Annotated in this window: 15 protein-coding genes; 2 read left to right on the plus strand and 13 right to left on the minus strand. The window is 62.4% G+C overall.

Translation table 11 applies throughout. The annotated features are described in order from the left end of the window. The first annotated feature begins 7 nt into the window (after window positions 1–7). Entirely contained in the window at window positions 8–742 is a 735-nt protein-coding gene (locus tag O5O48_RS03610) for a substrate-binding periplasmic protein (RefSeq protein ID WP_269688174.1), read from the plus strand. Here the strand turns inward: O5O48_RS03610 and O5O48_RS03615 are convergent. From O5O48_RS03615 to O5O48_RS03640, 6 genes are all read right to left on the minus strand, one after another. Then, entirely contained in the window at window positions 709–1,941 is a 1,233-nt protein-coding gene (locus O5O48_RS03615; RefSeq protein ID WP_269688175.1) for a heme biosynthesis HemY N-terminal domain-containing protein, read from the minus strand. The genes O5O48_RS03610 and O5O48_RS03615 overlap by 34 nt on opposite strands. Continuing rightward, entirely contained in the window at window positions 1,934–3,064 is a 1,131-nt protein-coding gene (locus tag O5O48_RS03620; protein WP_269688176.1) for a uroporphyrinogen-III C-methyltransferase, read from the minus strand. The genes O5O48_RS03615 and O5O48_RS03620 overlap by 8 nt, the downstream gene beginning before the upstream one ends. A gap of 14 nt (window positions 3,065–3,078) precedes the next feature. Then, entirely contained in the window at window positions 3,079–3,834 is a 756-nt protein-coding gene (locus tag O5O48_RS03625; protein WP_228245727.1) for a uroporphyrinogen-III synthase, read from the minus strand. After that, entirely contained in the window at window positions 3,831–4,769 is a 939-nt protein-coding gene (gene hemC / locus O5O48_RS03630) for a hydroxymethylbilane synthase (protein ID WP_228245726.1), read from the minus strand. The genes O5O48_RS03625 and hemC overlap by 4 nt, the downstream gene beginning before the upstream one ends. Window positions 4,770–4,847: 78 nt before the next feature. Then, entirely contained in the window at window positions 4,848–5,597 is a 750-nt protein-coding gene (locus tag O5O48_RS03635) for a LytR/AlgR family response regulator transcription factor (RefSeq protein ID WP_088276212.1), read from the minus strand. Then, on the minus strand, window positions 5,578–6,681 hold the full coding sequence (locus tag O5O48_RS03640) for a sensor histidine kinase (protein ID WP_233048807.1): 1,104 nt from the start codon (window positions 6,679–6,681) through the stop codon (window positions 5,578–5,580). Before O5O48_RS03640 ends, O5O48_RS03635 begins: the two co-directional genes overlap by 20 nt. A 94-nt stretch (window positions 6,682–6,775) precedes the next feature. Between O5O48_RS03640 and argH the strand changes: the two genes are divergently transcribed. Then, the gene (argH, locus tag O5O48_RS03645; RefSeq protein ID WP_269688177.1) at window positions 6,776–8,170 is read left to right on the plus strand and encodes an argininosuccinate lyase; all 1,395 of its coding nucleotides are present in this window, start codon (window positions 6,776–6,778) and stop codon (window positions 8,168–8,170) included. Window positions 8,171–8,217: 47 nt separating this feature from the next. Here argH and O5O48_RS03650 read toward each other — a convergent pair whose 3' ends face one another. The 7 genes from O5O48_RS03650 to O5O48_RS03680 all read right to left on the minus strand — a co-directional run bounded on the left by O5O48_RS03650 (window position 8,218) and on the right by O5O48_RS03680 (window position 16,028). Then, window positions 8,218–9,573 (minus strand): hypothetical protein, encoded by a 1,356-nt coding sequence (locus tag O5O48_RS03650; RefSeq protein WP_269688178.1) that lies wholly within the window; start codon window positions 9,571–9,573, stop codon window positions 8,218–8,220. Between the two features lie 141 nt (window positions 9,574–9,714). Beyond that, window positions 9,715–10,815: an agmatine deiminase gene (gene aguA, locus O5O48_RS03655; RefSeq protein ID WP_269688179.1), complete on the minus strand. Its 1,101-nt coding sequence runs from the start codon at window positions 10,813–10,815 to the stop codon at window positions 9,715–9,717. A gap of 4 nt (window positions 10,816–10,819) precedes the next feature. Further along, entirely contained in the window at window positions 10,820–11,698 is an 879-nt protein-coding gene (gene aguB / locus O5O48_RS03660; protein WP_269688180.1) for an N-carbamoylputrescine amidase, read from the minus strand. A 164-nt stretch (window positions 11,699–11,862) separates the two neighbouring features. Further along, window positions 11,863–12,633: a zinc-dependent peptidase gene (locus O5O48_RS03665; protein WP_269688181.1), complete on the minus strand. Its 771-nt coding sequence runs from the start codon at window positions 12,631–12,633 to the stop codon at window positions 11,863–11,865. 9 nt (window positions 12,634–12,642) lie between these two features. Continuing rightward, window positions 12,643–13,269 (minus strand): TetR/AcrR family transcriptional regulator, encoded by a 627-nt coding sequence (locus O5O48_RS03670; protein WP_269688182.1) that lies wholly within the window; start codon window positions 13,267–13,269, stop codon window positions 12,643–12,645. Window positions 13,270–13,281: 12 nt separating this feature from the next. Next, window positions 13,282–14,541 (minus strand): NAD(P)/FAD-dependent oxidoreductase, encoded by a 1,260-nt coding sequence (locus tag O5O48_RS03675; protein ID WP_269688183.1) that lies wholly within the window; start codon window positions 14,539–14,541, stop codon window positions 13,282–13,284. 65 nt (window positions 14,542–14,606) lie between these two features. Next, window positions 14,607–16,028 (minus strand): glutamine synthetase family protein, encoded by a 1,422-nt coding sequence (locus O5O48_RS03680; RefSeq protein WP_088276221.1) that lies wholly within the window; start codon window positions 16,026–16,028, stop codon window positions 14,607–14,609. Window positions 16,029–16,260: the final 232 nt, after the last annotated feature.

Below are 16,260 nucleotides of genomic sequence, written 5' to 3' on the forward strand. Positions count from 1 at the left end.
AGGTCCCATGCGCACTGCCAAGCTGAGAGCATCGCTGCTGAGTCTGCCATTGCTCTGCACCCCCGCCGGAGCGATGGAGCTGAGCAGCCTGGAGTGGCCACCCTACAGCGGCGCGGAGCTGCCGGAGCAGGGAACCCTGTCGCACCTGTTGCATCAGGCACTGGCGACACAGAATGAACCCCTGCTGATCCACTTCCAGCCCTGGAGCAGAGCCATCCGATCGGCAACAACCGAGCCGGAGATCGTGGGCTATTTCCCCCGCTACTTCGCCAATGACAACCTGTGTCTCTACTCCGACAGCATTGGCACCAGCCGCGTCGGCCTGGCAGTTCGCAGTGATATATCTGTGCGCTGGGACAAGCTGGAGGACTTGGCGCAGTACCGAATCGGCGTGGTACGCGGCTATCGCAACGCGCCCGAGTTCGATGCTCTGGTGGCCGAAGGCACGCTCAAGGTCAAGGAAGCCGCCAGCGATGAACTGAATCTCCTGAAGCTGGTGTACGGCAGACTGGATGCAGCAGTCATCGATGAGCAGGTCATGCACTACTGGATGGCCCATGACCCTCAGCTGCGCCAGAGTGCAGACAAGCTGGCGTTTGCACCTCAACTGCTGGCCGAGCCGACCATGCACGTTTGCTTCACCCCGGGTGAGGCGGGAGAGCAGGCCCGCTTGCAGCTCAACCGGGGCCTGCAACAGGTCGCACAGCCTCAGGCGTCAGGCAACGGTAACGTCGGCAGGTGATCTTCCAGCATTTCGAAGCCGTCCCGAATGGTCCGCTGAGCTCCTGCGCTATCCCCCATGCGATCAAGCAGGCGAGCCAGCTCGGCGCAGGTCTGGATATCCCGGCGGCTGGCGAAGCTCGCTTCCAGATAATCACGGGCCTTACCCCACAGACTGTTCCGCTGGGCCAGCCGTCCCGCCGCCAGCAGCAGCGTTGCGTTATGCGGGTGCTTGAGTAGCCATTGCTCGGCATTGGCCAGCTGACGCGCGCAGTCCTTGCCCCTGACCAGCCCATAGAGGTTCGCAAGGCGCTCGTCGAACTGCTGCAACAAGGCAGCTCGCAGCACCTGCTCGGCCATTTCCTCACGACTATGCCCGCGCAACTGCAAGGCATAGGCTTCGATAAGCTCGGGATCCTCACGCAGCCGGGTCGGCATCCGCTCCCAGGCAGCAATGACCAGACTGGCAGGGTCGCTATCGGCGGCTGCCAGACGCTGGCCAGCCTGCGCCAGCAACGCGGCATGCACCCGGCGCTCCAGCGCCTGCAGTTCGTCCTCGCGCAACGCATTCTGCCTGCGCAACTCCGGCAGCAGTTCCAGCAGACGCGCCCAGTCCTCCAGTCGCAAATAGACCTGGCTCATCAACTTGAGCGCGTAGAGGTGCTTGGGGTGATCCTTGCGCAGGCGAGTGAGCGTCGCCAGCGCCTGCTCGAACTGGCCACGGACCATCTGCAGCTGCGCCTGGGTCACCGCAATGGCGACATCGGCCTCGGGGGTAACCTCATAGGCTTCACGCAGCAGCGCGTCGGACTCGGCATAGTCTTCCAGTTCGTTGGCAGCCCGGGCAGCAGCAAGATAGTTGATCAACGGCAGTTCGGAGTGTGGGGCAGATCGCTTGAGCAGGCGCACGGCCTGCTTCCAGTGCCCTTCGGCAAATTCCAGCAGCCCGCGGGTAGCCAGCGCACTGGCGCGCTGCTGCAGGTTGCGGCGCGACCACGGGTTGATCCGGCGACCAGACGCCGTCAGCAAACGCCAGAGCGAGCGCGCAAGCCAGAGCAACAGCCAGCACGCCAACAGAAAGCCGATACCGACCCAGATGCTGGTCTCGATCGACACATTGCGCCAGGCAATCAGCAGGTATCCCGGGTCCTCGGCGATCGCCATGCCGAGCAATGCGGCGACCAGTACGACCGCCAGGATGGCCACATAGCTTTTACTCATCGGCAGGCTCCTCCGCCTGCGGCGCCCCGCGCGACTGCAGGTAGTTGGCCAGACTTTGCTGCAGCGGTGTCAGATCCGGCGGCGACAGGCTGACTGCACGCTCACGCAGCCCCTGCAACTGGGCCTGCATGGCTTGCACTCTTGGGTTCTCCAGCTCGAAGTACTGGGCCAGCAATTTTTCCGCCTGCGTAAGACTGGCCTGATAGACCTCTTCCTCTCCCCTGAGCGCGGCCCACTGGGCCTGTTCCAGGGTCAGCTGCAGCGTACGACGAACCCGCTGCAGCTCCGCATCATCAAGCAGCGGAGTGATGACCTTGCCACGCTGGAAATCGACCCGCACGTAACGCTCAAGACGCATCAGCACACGATCCCAGCGATCACGGCGCTGCAGGCGATCGGCGTATTCCTCTTCGGTGCTGAGCTCATCGGGATCAAATTCGGGTACCGGTAATGCAGCCAGCGTCTCGGCCTGATCACGCAGGGCACCCAGGCGCAGGAACACGCCGGCACGATCCAGTTCGGGCAAGCTTTCCAGCTCAGCCTGATAACTGGCCAGTTGTTCGCGGACGCCATACAGGCCGCTGTCAGGCATCGACTTCAGAATGCCGTCGACGGTTCCCAGTAATTCACGCGCGGCGGCGACATCCTGCACCGCCAGCAGCCGGAGCGAGGCCAGGCGCAGCAGATACTGTGCCTCAGCCAGTTTCCATTCGTCACGGCCATCACCCTGCAGGACTTTCAAGCGGTCAGCCAGCGCCTGCTGACCACGCTGCATTTCGGCGATCAACCTCTGTGCCGCCGCCCAGTCGCTGCCCTGTGGCACGCCATCAAGGCGCTGATCAAGACGGGCATTGGCGCTGGCGAGCTGACTCGCCTGCTGCGCCAGCAAATCAAGCTGGGCCTGCTGTTGCTGGCGGGCCTGCTGCCATTGCCAGCCGGACAGTCCCAGAGCAGCGGCAGCCAGCAAAAGCGCCAGCAAACTCACCCCGCGGCCGCCTCCACCAGTGCGCGCCGGTTTACGGCTGGCTGCAGGATTCGGCTTGCCCGGCTCGGCCTTGTCGACTTCGGGCTTGGCCACACTCGGCGGCTGTTCGGTCTTGTTATTCGCTTCGCTCGGTTCCACACGCATCCCCTTTGTCATCCCGACGAGCCAGTCAGCACGGCCTCGACCAGCGCGGCATCATCCGCACCTCGACAGGTTACTACATCTGTACAACCCCAGGCGGCGGCCTGCGCCGCAATCCGCTCACTCGGCACCCAGCAGCGCCAGTGGCGCTGCTGCTCCCAGTGCGCTCCGGCGGCCACGCGCCAGTTGCTCAAGGCCTGCACGCTGAGCACGATCAACCGGTCCACCCGCGGAGCTACAGCTGCCAGCTCGGCTGGCAGCGACTCCGGCGCGCTGCGCGCGTAAAGCGGCAGATAGTGCACCGTACCACCGGCGGCGCGAATCCGGTCGGCCAAATGCTCACGTCCGTCCTCGCCGCGCCAGATCAGCACACGCAGATCCGGCCGGGCAAAGTGTGCCTGCCACAACGGCATGGCGAGCAATGCCTCGCTGTCCTGCCCCTGCGCCGGGCACTGCGCCGCAAGCCCGTAATCGCGCAGCACCTGCGCGGTTCCTGCGCCAACCGCCAGCCAGTCGATACCAACCGGTGGCTGAGGCCAGTAGCGGTCGAGCCGCTCCAGACCCAACCGGGCTGCGGTCGGACTGACCACAACCACCGCGTGATAGCGATCCAGGTCAAGCATGTACTGGCGCTCGACCGGCCCTTCCTCGCAGGGCCGCAGCTCGAGCAACGGCACGCTGCAGGTCTCGACGCCTTCGGCTGCAAAACGTGCAGCCAATCGCTGATTGTCCGCCGCCTGACGGGTCAGCAGCAAACACCCGCTCACCGCGCAGGCGCCTCCTCGTATACGGCGTCCAGAATAGCCTGTGCACCCTGCGCCAGCAGGTCCTCGGCGACCGAAATGCCGAGTGTCTCCGGATCGCTTTCCGCGCCACGCGCCTCGGCCCGCAGCAGGCGCTGACCATCCGGATCGCCAACCAGTCCGCGCAGCCATAGCTGGCCATTCTCGCGCTCGGCATAACAGGCAATCGGCACCTGGCAGCCACCGTTCAGGCGGGTATTGAGCGCTCGCTCGGCGCGCACACGCAGGGCACTATCCTCATCATTCAGCTTGAGCAGCAGTGCCTGCAGCTCGATATCGTCACTGCGGCACTCGATGCCGACCGCGCCCTGCCCACCCGCTGGCAGGCTCTCCTCAGGCGGCATCGAATAGCGAATACGCTCGCCAAAGCCAAGACGCACCAGACCCGCCGTAGCCAGAATGATCGCGTCATATTCACCGGCATCCAGTTTGGCCAGGCGCGTATTCACATTGCCGCGCAGGAAACGGATCTGCAGATCAGGTCGACGCGCCATGATCTGCGCCTGACGGCGCAGACTGGATGTACCGACGACGCTGCCGGCAGGCAGGCTGTCGAGATGATCGAAGTTGTTGGAGACAAAGGCGTCGCGGGGGTCTTCACGCTCGCAGATGGCATACAGCCCGAGGCCTTCAGGGAACTGCATCGGCACATCCTTCATGGAGTGCACGGCCAGATCCGCCTCGTCGTTCAGCATGGCGGTTTCCAGCTCCTTGACGAACAGGCCCTTGCCGCCGATCTTGGCCAGCGGCGAGTCCAGCAACTGGTCGCCACGGCTAACCATCGGAACCAGACTGACGCTGAGCGCCGGGTCAAGCTGTTCGAGACGCGCCTTAACATACTCGGCCTGCCACAGGGCCAGGGCGCTCTTTCGGGTGGCAATTCGCAGATGTCGACTCATGGGACTCTCGCTTCAAACCAGGTCGCATCATACGCCATGGTCAGGCAGGCATCCACGCGGGCGGGTGTCGCAGGTCACTCACAGGCGATCCATGAGCCTGCGCACACCGGGAACATGACGACGACTGACTGTCAGCGTCTCTCCTTCCAGGTCCTTCAGACACAACTCGAAGTGACCCATTGAGGTACGTTGCAGGCACTCGATACGCGACCGCGCCACAAGGGCGTTACGATGGATGCGGACAAAACGATCGCCAAACTCCTCCTCCAGCGCCTTGAGCGGTTCGTCGAGCAGCACCTCGCCGTTGACATGCCGCAGGGTGACGTACTTGTGATCGGCAATGAAATACAGCACGTCCTCAATCGGTATCAACTCGATACCCTTGCGGGTCCGCGCGCTGATGTGGCTGCGGGCCGGCATGTCATCGCCAGATGCCGTAGCCTTGCCGAGACTGGCCAGCTGCATGCGGTTGGGCCGCTGAGCCTTGGCCAGCGCCTCTTCCAGCGCTTCGCTGCGCACCGGTTTGAGCAGATAGCCAACCGCGCTGACCGCGAAGGCGTCGAGCGCATACTCGCCGTGTGCGGTACAAAACACGACGGCCGGGGCCTCCGGGCTTTCACATAACTTGGCCGCCGTCTGCAGGCCATCCAGTCCGGGCATGCGGATATCCAGCAGAACAATGTCCGGATGATGCTCCTGCACCAACTGCAGCGCCTCGTGACCGTTGCTGGCCATCTCCGGTAAGACCTTGTAGCCCGGCAGTGAACCGACCAGTCGCGCCAGCCGCTCGCGGGCCAGCGGTTCATCATCAGCGATCAGTACTTTCATTCGGTAATGACTTCTCTGCCATTGTTGGACGTTGTTTAACAGGATAGACCAGCCTGCTGAAGAAGCATTCCCCTTCCCGCCAGCCTGTCAGCTGCGCCTGCTCACCGAACAGCGCCTGCAGCCGAGCCCGGATATTGCTCATCGCCATGCGCGAGCCGTGATGGGTGTCTGTCTGTTCAGGACAGGTATTGCGCACCACAAGTTCCACCTGCCCCTCATGCAGCCGACCCTCGATATAGATATCGCCCCCGTCGAGCCGGGGCTGCAGTCCGTGCAAAATGGCATTTTCCAGCAGGGGCTGCAGCGTCAGCAGAGGCATCGGCACCTCATCCGGCAACGCAACGACCGACCAGTGCACGCGCATGCGCTGCCCCAGGCGGTACTGCTCGATGCGCAGATAACCTTCGCACAGGCGGCGCTCCTCGCCCCAGCTCGACAACGTGTCCGGGCTGGCCAGATTGGCGCGAAACAGGTCCGACAGATCGAGCACAGCCTGCTCGGCCTTGGCAGGATCAATCTCGATCAGGCTGGCAATACTGTTGAGGCTGTTAAACAGAAAGTGAGGGCGAATGCGCGACTGCAGAGCCTGCAGCCGCGAGCGCAATTCGGCCTGATGCTGACGCTGCCATTGCTGCTGCAGGTAAAAGTAGCGCAGCAGCAAACTGGTCATGATCAACGCAATCAGGCCATGGCGAAGCAACTGCTGAGCATCCCAGTGCAAGGCGCCCTGCAAGCCGCGGTAGATAACCCAGTCGCCGAGCACGGTAAACAGCAGGGTCGGCGCAATCACCACCGCGTAGCATACCGCCACCGCCAGCACCAGCGGCCGACGCTGCATCCATCCGCGCAACCGGCACAGCGCGGCGGCCGACAGCAGCACAATCCACTGCACGAACAGCGACGCCATGGCCAGCTGGACCCAGTCAAAGACACCGGCGACCGGCTGTGCCAGCACCCACACCAGCACTACCAGTTGCGCCAGCACGATCAGGGTAAAAACGGCCACGGACGAGCACAGGTCGGGGAGAAAAAAGTCCTCTCCGTCGTAGGGTTGTTTGAGCAACGTCCAGAATCCGTTCTTCATGTCATCAGTGTCTGCCAGCCCGCCGCCATCGTGCAAGCGTGAAGTGGTATGCTACCCGTTTTCTGATACTACACGCAGCGGACCCATCCGAGACATGACCCAAGACAAGACAACCAACCAATCCTGGGGTGGCCGGTTCAGCGAACCGGTCGACGCCTTCGTTGCCCGTTTCACCGCCTCGGTGGATTTCGACAAGCGTCTGTACAAGCACGACATTCAGGGCTCGATCGCCCACGCCACCATGCTGGCCAAGGTCGGCGTACTGACCGATGCCGAGCGCGACACCATCATCGACGGGCTGAATGCCATTCGCGCTGAAATCGAAGCCGGGCAGTTCGACTGGCGCGTCGACCTCGAAGATGTGCACATGAACATCGAAGCCAGGCTGACCGACCGCATCGGCATCACCGGCAAGAAGCTGCACACCGGTCGTTCACGTAACGACCAGGTCGCCACCGATATCCGCCTCTGGCTGCGCGAAGAGATCGACGCCATCGTCGCCGAGCTGATCCGCCTGCAGACCGGCCTGCTGGATCAGGCCGAGCGTCACAATGCCGTAATCATGCCCGGCTTCACCCATCTGCAGACTGCCCAGCCGGTAACCTTCGGCCACCATCTGCTGGCCTGGTTCGAAATGCTGCAGCGTGACCGCGAGCGCCTGATCGACTGCCGCAAGCGGGTCAACCGCATGCCGCTCGGTTCAGCCGCACTGGCCGGCACCACCTACCCGATCGACCGCAGCGTGACCTGCGAGCTGCTCGGTTTCGAAGCCATCTCCGGCAACTCGCTGGACGGTGTTTCCGACCGCGACTTCGCCATCGAATTCTGCGCCGCAGCCTCGCTGGCGATGATGCACCTGTCGCGCTTCTCCGAAGAGCTGGTGCTGTGGACCAGCGCCCAGTTCAACTTTATCGCCCTGCCCGACCGCTTCTGCACCGGCTCGTCGATCATGCCGCAGAAGAAGAACCCGGACGTCCCGGAGCTGGTACGCGGCAAATCCGGCCGCGTCTACGGCCACCTGATGGGCCTGCTGACCCTGATGAAGAGCCAGCCGCTGGCCTACAACAAGGACAACCAGGAAGACAAGGAACCGCTGTTCGACGCGGTAGACACCCTGCGCGACAGCCTGCGCGCCTTTGCCGACATGATCCCGGCCATCGAGCCGCGTATCGAGATCATGCGCGAAGCAGCGCTGCGCGGTTTCTCCACCGCCACCGATCTGGCCGACTATCTGGTACGCAAGGGGATTCCGTTCCGCGACTGTCACGAAATCGTCGGACATGCAGTCAAGTACGGTGTCGACTCAGGGAAGGATCTGGCAGAAATGTCGCTGGATGAACTGCGCCGCTTCAGCGACCAGATCGAACGGGATGTATTTGACGTGCTTACACTGGAAGGATCGGTCAACGCCCGTGACCATATCGGCGGCACCGCACCGGCTCAGGTGCTGGCAGCCGTCCAGCGCGGCCGCGCCCTGCTCAACGGCTGATCTGTCGTTGATAACCGGCAGCCCGAGCGGGCTGCCGGCCTTACCTCTTACTGCTCGCGCTCGGCGCTGATCACAAAGCTGCCACGACCATTGTTGTCATAGCTGCTGGCAGTCAGCGTGTAACGGCCAGCTTCCAGATAGCTGCTGATACGCGAGTTGGTACCACCCGCACCATCATCATCTTCCAGTTCGACACCGTTGCCGCTCAGTCTGAGCATGGCGTCAAAGTCACCGGCATACAGCTCGACCTTGTAGGCACCCGCCTCGCTGATCACCAGCGTCTTTTCGGCACTGGCACCGGCCAGCGAACCGGAGACCGCTTCCCCCGGACGCAGGGTTGAACCGCTGCCGCTGACCGGCTGGGTCGCCGTAGTCAGGGTGAACAGACCGGCACTGCCGTCGGCAGTAGACGCACTCAGGCGGTAGGTGCCGGGACTGACCAGCGTGGTGATGCCGGCATCCAGGTTGTTGCCCGCGCCATCATCATCGGTAACGTCAACCCCCGGCCCCTGCAGGCTGAGGTAGCTGTCAACCACCGGCGAGGACATGACCACCCGCAGCAGCGCGCGCTCGGTGATGGTCAGGCTGTAGACCTTCGGGCTGCTGTCGGCCAGACCGGTAATGCTGGCACCCAGCTCGATCGGCCCGCCATTAACCAGCTCAACGCCCTCCGGCAACGGCCGACTGGTGACATTCAGGTCGTAGGCGCCCTCTGCCGGATCATCCAGAGCGGTTGCGGTGACCTGGTAGGTACCCGGCTCCAGCTGCACGGTAATGCGCGAATTGGTACCGCCGCCGCTGTCGTCATCCTCGGCAGAGACTGCTCCGCCATTGAGCTTGAGTACGGTATCCAGCTCATCGGAGGTCATCAGGATTTCGTACAGACCGGCCTCGGCCACATTCAGAGTGTAGGTGTTGGCGTTGCCATTACGGGTCAGCAGGCCAAACACCGACTGATCCAGTTCAAGCGCGCCGCTGTTGCGTGGAGTGACCTTTTCCAGGCTCAGCTGGAAGGGACCGAACGTGCTCGGGCTGCTCCCGCTGACACCGAGACGATAGGTACCGTCGGCTTCAGGGGTCAGGTGCAGCGCGCCCTGGTTAGGGCCATTGACCAGTTGATTGCGCTCGTCGACGAGGGTGAGTACCGCACCGTCAAGCGCACCGCTCTGCTGCACACGCACCAGATCACCCTGCTTGAGCTTGAGCGCGAACACCTGGTGGTGCGAACCATCGCTGAAGTTCACCGGACTGCTGCTGGTGATTTCGCCCTGCAGACGCGCCTGGCCGGAAGCGTCAAAGCCGCTGGTGCCTTGGGTTGCGGCGCAACCGGCGAGGGTGACCGCCATACCCAGCGCTGCAGCGCCGCGAATCAGCGGAAAGGGAAGGGACTTGGTAAACGACATGGAAATTCCTTCTGGACGGATAGACATCCTGAGACCGCCGAGCTTGACCGCCCGGCTCCGTAGTGGTGCCCGCTGATTATGCCCGCTGACCCGATCCGGCTCCAGTACTCGAACCGGGTATGTGAGCCAGGTCCGCTTGGCCTACCCGACCAACGGCTGTTGCTGGGTAATGCAGTGAATATTGCCACCGCCGAGCAGGATTTCCCGCCCCGGCACCATAACCACCCTGCGCTCGGGAAACACCCGCTGCAGCACCTCCAGCGCCTCGGCATCAAGCGGATCATCGAAGCTGGGCGCGACAATGCCGTCGTTGACGATCAGAAAGTTGACGTAGGATCCCGCCAGACGAATGGTCGGGTCACGGGGCTGACTGCCTTCCACCACCAGCACATCCGCGCATTCCTCAGCGGTTGCATGAAGCGGCCCGGGAATCGGAATTTTGTGGATGACAAGCTCACGGCCCTGCGCATCGCGCTCGGCAGCCAGCACAGCAGCCGCCGCCTGACAACGCGGATAATTTGGGTCGTCTGGATCATCTGTCCAGGCCAGCAACACTTCACCCGGGCGAACGAAACAGCAGAAGTTGTCGACGTGCCCATCAGTTTCGTCATTGAACAGGCCCTCAGGCAGCCAGATGACCTTGCTGATACCCAGATACTCGGCCAGCCTGAACTCGATTTCCTCTCGCTGCAGATGCGGATTGCGATTGGGGTTGAGCAGGCACTCCTCGGTCGTGATCAGCGTGCCTTCGCCGTCAACGTGTATTGAGCCGCCCTCAAGCACAAAGCCTTCGGTACGATAGCGCGGGCAGCGCTCCATCGACAGAATCTTGCTGGCCACCTGATCGTCCAGCGCCCAGTCGCTGTAGAGGCCACCCAGCTCGCCGCCCCACGCGTTGAAGGTCCAGTCGACGCCGCGCAATCCGCCCTGACCGTTGATGACAAAGGTCGGGCCGGTATCCCGTACCCAGGCATCGTTGCTGCTCAGCTCAACCACTCGGATACCCGGATGATCCAGCTGGGCACAGGCGCTGACATACTGCGCCGCCGAGACGCCAACGGTGACCGGCTCAAAGCCGGCTATCGCCTGCGCCACGGCGGCAAAGGCGGCCTGCGCCGGCACCGCCTGCTGGCGCCAGTTGTCCGGCCGTTCAGGCCAGATCATCCAGGTCTGGCTGTGCGGCGCCCACTCGGCGGGCATGAAGTAGCCATCGTGGCGTGGCGTGGTATGCAGGTTGAACATCGGCTCAGGACTCCAGCTCGCCATCCAGGGTTTTGACCGGGCCGTACAGGTTTGGCCGGCGGTCGCGGAATACACCCCAGGCGCTGCGGATGTGCTCCAGCTCGTCCAGATCAAAGGTCTGCACCAGCACGCCGGTGTCCGTTTCGTTCAGTTCCTGCACCTTTTCACCGAACTGATTGGCGATAAAGGACGAGCCGTAGAAGGTAATGTCGTAGCCATCCTGTTCTTCGCGGCCAATGCGGTTACTGGCAATCAGCGGCATCAGGTTGGCGCCGGCATGGCCCTGCTGCACGCGCTGCCAGTGATCCCGCGAGTTGATGCTGTGATCATGCGGCTCGCTGCCAATGGCAGTCGGATAAAACAGCAGCTCGGCCCCCATCAGCGCCATGCTGCGGGCACACTCGGGGAACCACTGATCCCAGCAGATACCGACGCCGATCTTGGCGTAGCGGGTCTGCCAGACCTTGAAGCCGGTGTCACCCGGGTTGAAGTAGTACTTCTCGTGGTAGCCGGGGCCATCGGGAATATGGCTCTTGCGGTAGATACCCAGGTTGCTGCCGTCGGCGTCAATGATGGCAACACTGTTGAAGCGCGCCCGCCCGGCCAGCTCGAAGAAACTGATCGGCAGCACGACCTCAAGCTCCCTGGCCAGCGCCTGAAAGTGCCTGATCGCCGGGTTGTCTTTAACCCGCGTCGCGAGCTGCAGGTAGTCCGGATTGGGCTTCTGACAGAAGTACGGGGTTTCGAACAGCTCCTGAATCAGGATGATCTGCGCGCCCTTGGCTGCCGCCTCACGCACCAGCCTTTCTGCCTGTGCGAGGTTGGCCTGACGATCCCAGGAACAGCCCATCTGGGTTGCGGCTACGGTAACGGTACGGGTCATGACGCTCTCCTGAAGGTAGAATTCGACAAAAAGCCGATATTTATCGACTTATAACCAATTAAAAACTGATTGACAATGACTTTCCCGCCGCCTCGCCGATATTTAACGAGAAAGCCGGCATAACATCAGCCATAAGCATAGCGCTGCCTGCGCACCACCACCGCTCAGGCATGCCAGCGCAGCGGATCCTGCCGATAAAAATCGACCAAATGCCGGTAGACTGCAGGCCAGCTGCGGTGCAGCACCTGTGGGCATTCGAAAAAGCTCTCCGACAACACGGCAAAGAACTCAGCCGGCGCCTCCAGCGCGTAGGCATCCAGGGGCAGGTGCTCACCGCGTTCGGCACGCTGGGCCAGATCATCCCAGGCGGCTTGCATGTCACGCGCCCAATCGGCCTGGCTCATGCCGCGGTGCAGCGGCGGCGAACCATTGGCGGCGGATGAGCGCATATCCAGCGTATGCGCCAGCTCATGAATAACCACGTTGAAGCCGTCCGCTTGCCCAGAATGGCGAACATCCTCCAGCGACAGCACCACCGGGCCATGCAACCAGGCCTCGCCGCTCAGCTCGCGCACCGCTTCGTGCACCACGCCGGCCTCGTCACGCCATTGCTGCCGGGTGCGGAACGGACCGTCGTAGAGCACCAGGGTCTGCCAGCCGTCGTACCAGTGCAAACCAATCTCCAGCACCGGCAGAACAGCCATTCCGGCGACCCGCAAACGCAGAACATCGTCCAGCTCAACACCCTCCAGCGGATGCAGATGCTTGCGCAGCAAAAAACGCAGCGCGGTGTCATGCAGACGCTCACGCTGGGCCGCGCTCAGGTGCCGGTAACAGGGCCAGTCACCCAGCGCCTGCTGCCACAGGGCCGGATCAAGCTCACCCTGCACACGCTGCAAGCGACGCTGTTCGCTGCGCTCACGCCACCAGCGCACCAGCCCCACTCAGCGCCCCTCGACCCGCGCCAGTACCGGCGGCAGATAGACGCCCAGGTAGGCGGTCATCAGCCGTGTTGCTTCACGGCAAATGGGGTCGCTCAACTCGCCAGACTGCTGATAACCGACGGCGAGCAGCTTGTCTGCCGCCTGCATGGCCAGCGCGAAGATATCCACATCATTCGGCAACGGCGGCAGCACGAAGACCTCGGCCAAGCACTGCTGAAACCGCCGCCCCAGCAGTTGATCGTGCTGCTGGTCGGCCTGGCGAATGGCGGCCAGATCATGCCCGCCCAACAGCAGCTCACGGGCGGCCGGATTGCCGCGGTAATAGTCCTGAAAACGCTGTTCGATGTCGGCGACCAGCGCCATCCAGCTGGACGGGTGGGAGACTGGAGGTATCTGGAGAATCCCGTCCAGCTCAAGGAACAGGCGCTCGGCCAGCGCCGCCAGCACGTCGCTGACCTGAGGAAAAAAGTGATACACCGAAGACGGGGGAATGTCGGCCTGCTCGGCGATGGCGTAGATCGACAGCGCGCTCAGCCCGCCCTGGTCAAGCAGCGCAGTGGTAGCCTCGAGGATACGGTCGATCCGTTCCTGACTGCTGGCGCGGCGTTTCGGGGCGGATCTGCTCATAGGGGTTCCGTATCAACGACTGTCCTGCAGACGATACCACAGCAGCGCCAGCGCCCGGATAGCGGTCTGCAGCGGCGCACCCGGCGGAACCGGCAGATGACGCCAGCGCGCCATCAGGTCAAAGTTGCGGGCATCGCCCAGCACCGTCTCGGCCATCAGCTTGCCCGCCAATCCGGCCAGCGCCACGCCCTGTCCGGAATAGCCCTGGGTAAACAGCACCCGCGGCCCCAGCCGACCAAACACCGGCGCCTTGCTCATGGTCATCGCGACCTGACCACCCCAGAGGTATTCGAAATCCTCACCCGCCAGTTGCCCAAACACCTGCGCCATGCGCTCACGCATGGTCTGGCGCAATGCATCGGGACGGGCATCGCGGGCACTGGCGCGCCCACCGAACAGCAGACGGTTATCCGGCGTCAGCCGGTAATAATCGATCAGGGTGTTCATGTCGCAGACCGCTGCGCGGGAGGGAATCAACTGTTCGGCCAGATCGCCGAGCGGCCGAGTCGCACCGATGTAACTGCCGATCGGCATAAAGCCCTTGCGGTACCAGGGCAGCAGCTTGCCGAGGTAGGCGTTACCCGCCAGCAGCAGATGACCGGCGCGTACCTGACCGCCAGCCGTACAAACCTGAACCTGCCCGCGCTGCTCGCGATAGCTGCGGACCGCGGAGCGCTCGAAAATGCGCACACCGGCCTGCTCGGCAGCACGAGCCAGCCCCTGTACATACTTGAGCGGGTGCAGATCGCCACCACCCAAATCCATCACGCCGGCCTGATAATCCGCGTTCAGCAAGCCCTGCAGCGCCGCCCGATCATGAAACTCCAGCCGGTCGTAGCCAAGCTCACCCAGCTCCTGCTGCCAGGCCCGCAACTCGGGAACCTGCCGCGCCTTGTTGGCAACCAGCAAAATCCCCCACTTCAGATCACAGTCGATGCCGTAGCGCTCGACCCGGTCGCGCAGCAGGTCTACACCATCGAGCCCGAGCTGCCAGACGCGGCGAGCGTCCTGCTCGCCCAGCTCACTAACCACCCTGGCATGATCGCAGGCCACCCCGGGATTGATCTGCCCGCCATTACGACCCGAGCAGCCCCAGCCGACATCCTCTGCCTCGAGCACAATCACGCTGCGCCCGGCCTCGGCCAGCTCCAGCGCCGCAGACAGGCCGGTAAAACCGGCGCCGACAATACAGACATCCGCATCCAGCACACCCTGCAGCTGTGCGCGGGGCGGAACGGCGGGCACGCTGGCCCGATACCAGGAATCGTTCATCACAAAGGCTCTCGCATAACGAACAATCCCGCCGGAGGGCGGGATTGTGATTGGCCACAACGTGGTCAGACGGTGTGCAGGTACCACATGTACTCAAGGTCGGAAATGGTCTTCTCGAACTCCTCCATCTCACTTTCCTTGCAGAGTACAAATACGTCGAGATATTCCTCGCCGATATACTCCTTCATTACCTCGGAGGCTTCCAGCTCACGCAGCGCATCACGCAGGTTGGTCGGCAGCGACGGCTCATGCTGATCGTAAGCGTTGCCCTCGGTCATCTCCGGCGGCTCGACCTGATTGCTGATACCGTAGTGAATGGCCGACAGCAATGCTGCCATCAGCAAGTACGGGTTGGCATCGGCGCCGGCCAGGCGGTGCTCGATACGCATTGCCTCCGGGTCGCCACCGGGCACACGGACTGCCACGGTGCGGTTATCAATACCCCAGGTCGGCGCACAGGGCACGAAGAAACTCGGGCTGAAACGACGATAGGAGTTGATATTCGGACACAGGAAGGCCATGTACTGCGGCAGGGTTTCCAGCAGGCCACCAACAGCCCAGCGCAGGCGATCGCTCAAACTGCCGTCGGCATTGGGCGCAAAGACATTGCGGCCGTTCTCGTCCATCAGGCTGATATGCACGTGCATACCGTTACCGGCCTGATCGTGATAAGGCTTGGCCATGAAAGTGGTATCCATTTCATGGTCGTAGGCCACGTTCTTGATCACCCGCTTGAGCAGCACGTTGAAGTCACAGGCCTTAACCGGATCATCAACATGGTGCAGGTTGACCTCGAACTGCCCCGGTGCCGACTCGGCCACGATGGCGTCAGCGGGGATGCCCTGCTCGTGGGCAGCTTCGATGACGTCCTCAAGGAACTCGGCGTATTCGTCCAGATCATCCATGGAATAGACCTGCACCGAATTGGGACGCTTGCCGGACATCGGAGAGCGCGGCGGCTGCGGGCGGCCGGTAATGTTCTCCTGGTCAATCAGGTAGAACTCCAGCTCGAAGGCAGACACCGGGGTCAGCTTGAGATCCTTGAAGCGTTCTACGATACGTTGCAGAACATAGCGGGGGTCGGCGAAGAAGGGGGTCTTGCGGTCCAGCTCGTACATGGTCATCAGCAGTTGTCCGGTTGGACGCTTCTGCCATGGTTCAACCGTCAGGGTTCCGGGAATCGGCAGGCAAATGCGGTCCGCATCGCCGATTTCCAGACCGAGACCGGTCTCTTCTACGGTCGTACCCTGAATGTTCAGCGCAAAGACCGATGCCGGCAATGCGATGCCCTTCTCGAAGGCTTTGGCCAACGCAGAACGATCAATGCGCTTGCCGCGCACGATACCGTTCATATCGGCAATAAGAAGGTCAATAAAATGGGTTTCCGGATGCGCGGCCAGAAAGGCCTCCGCTTCCTGGATGCCTACCGGCTCACTGGGCGTGGCGGGGACGGCGGTTACAGCATCCGCTCCGGCTTGGGGCTGCATGGGATTTCACCTGTTATTTGTAAAATATATCAATCACAGAACTTACACGATGTGAGTTAATCCGAAAGGCCCTTCGGAGTCAATAGAACTGATACCGCACAAACATGGTGCGCACTGCCCTATAAAAGGCCACAGACGGGCGTTAAAGACCAAAATGACTACCTCGCGTGTTCGTTATTTTTGCTCTTTGTGTTAATTATTTTTTATTGCTATTGTACGAAAAAACGAACAA

The sequence above is a fragment of the Halopseudomonas sp. MFKK-1 genome (assembly GCF_027474385.1).
GTDB lineage: Bacteria > Pseudomonadota > Gammaproteobacteria > Pseudomonadales > Pseudomonadaceae > Halopseudomonas > Halopseudomonas aestusnigri.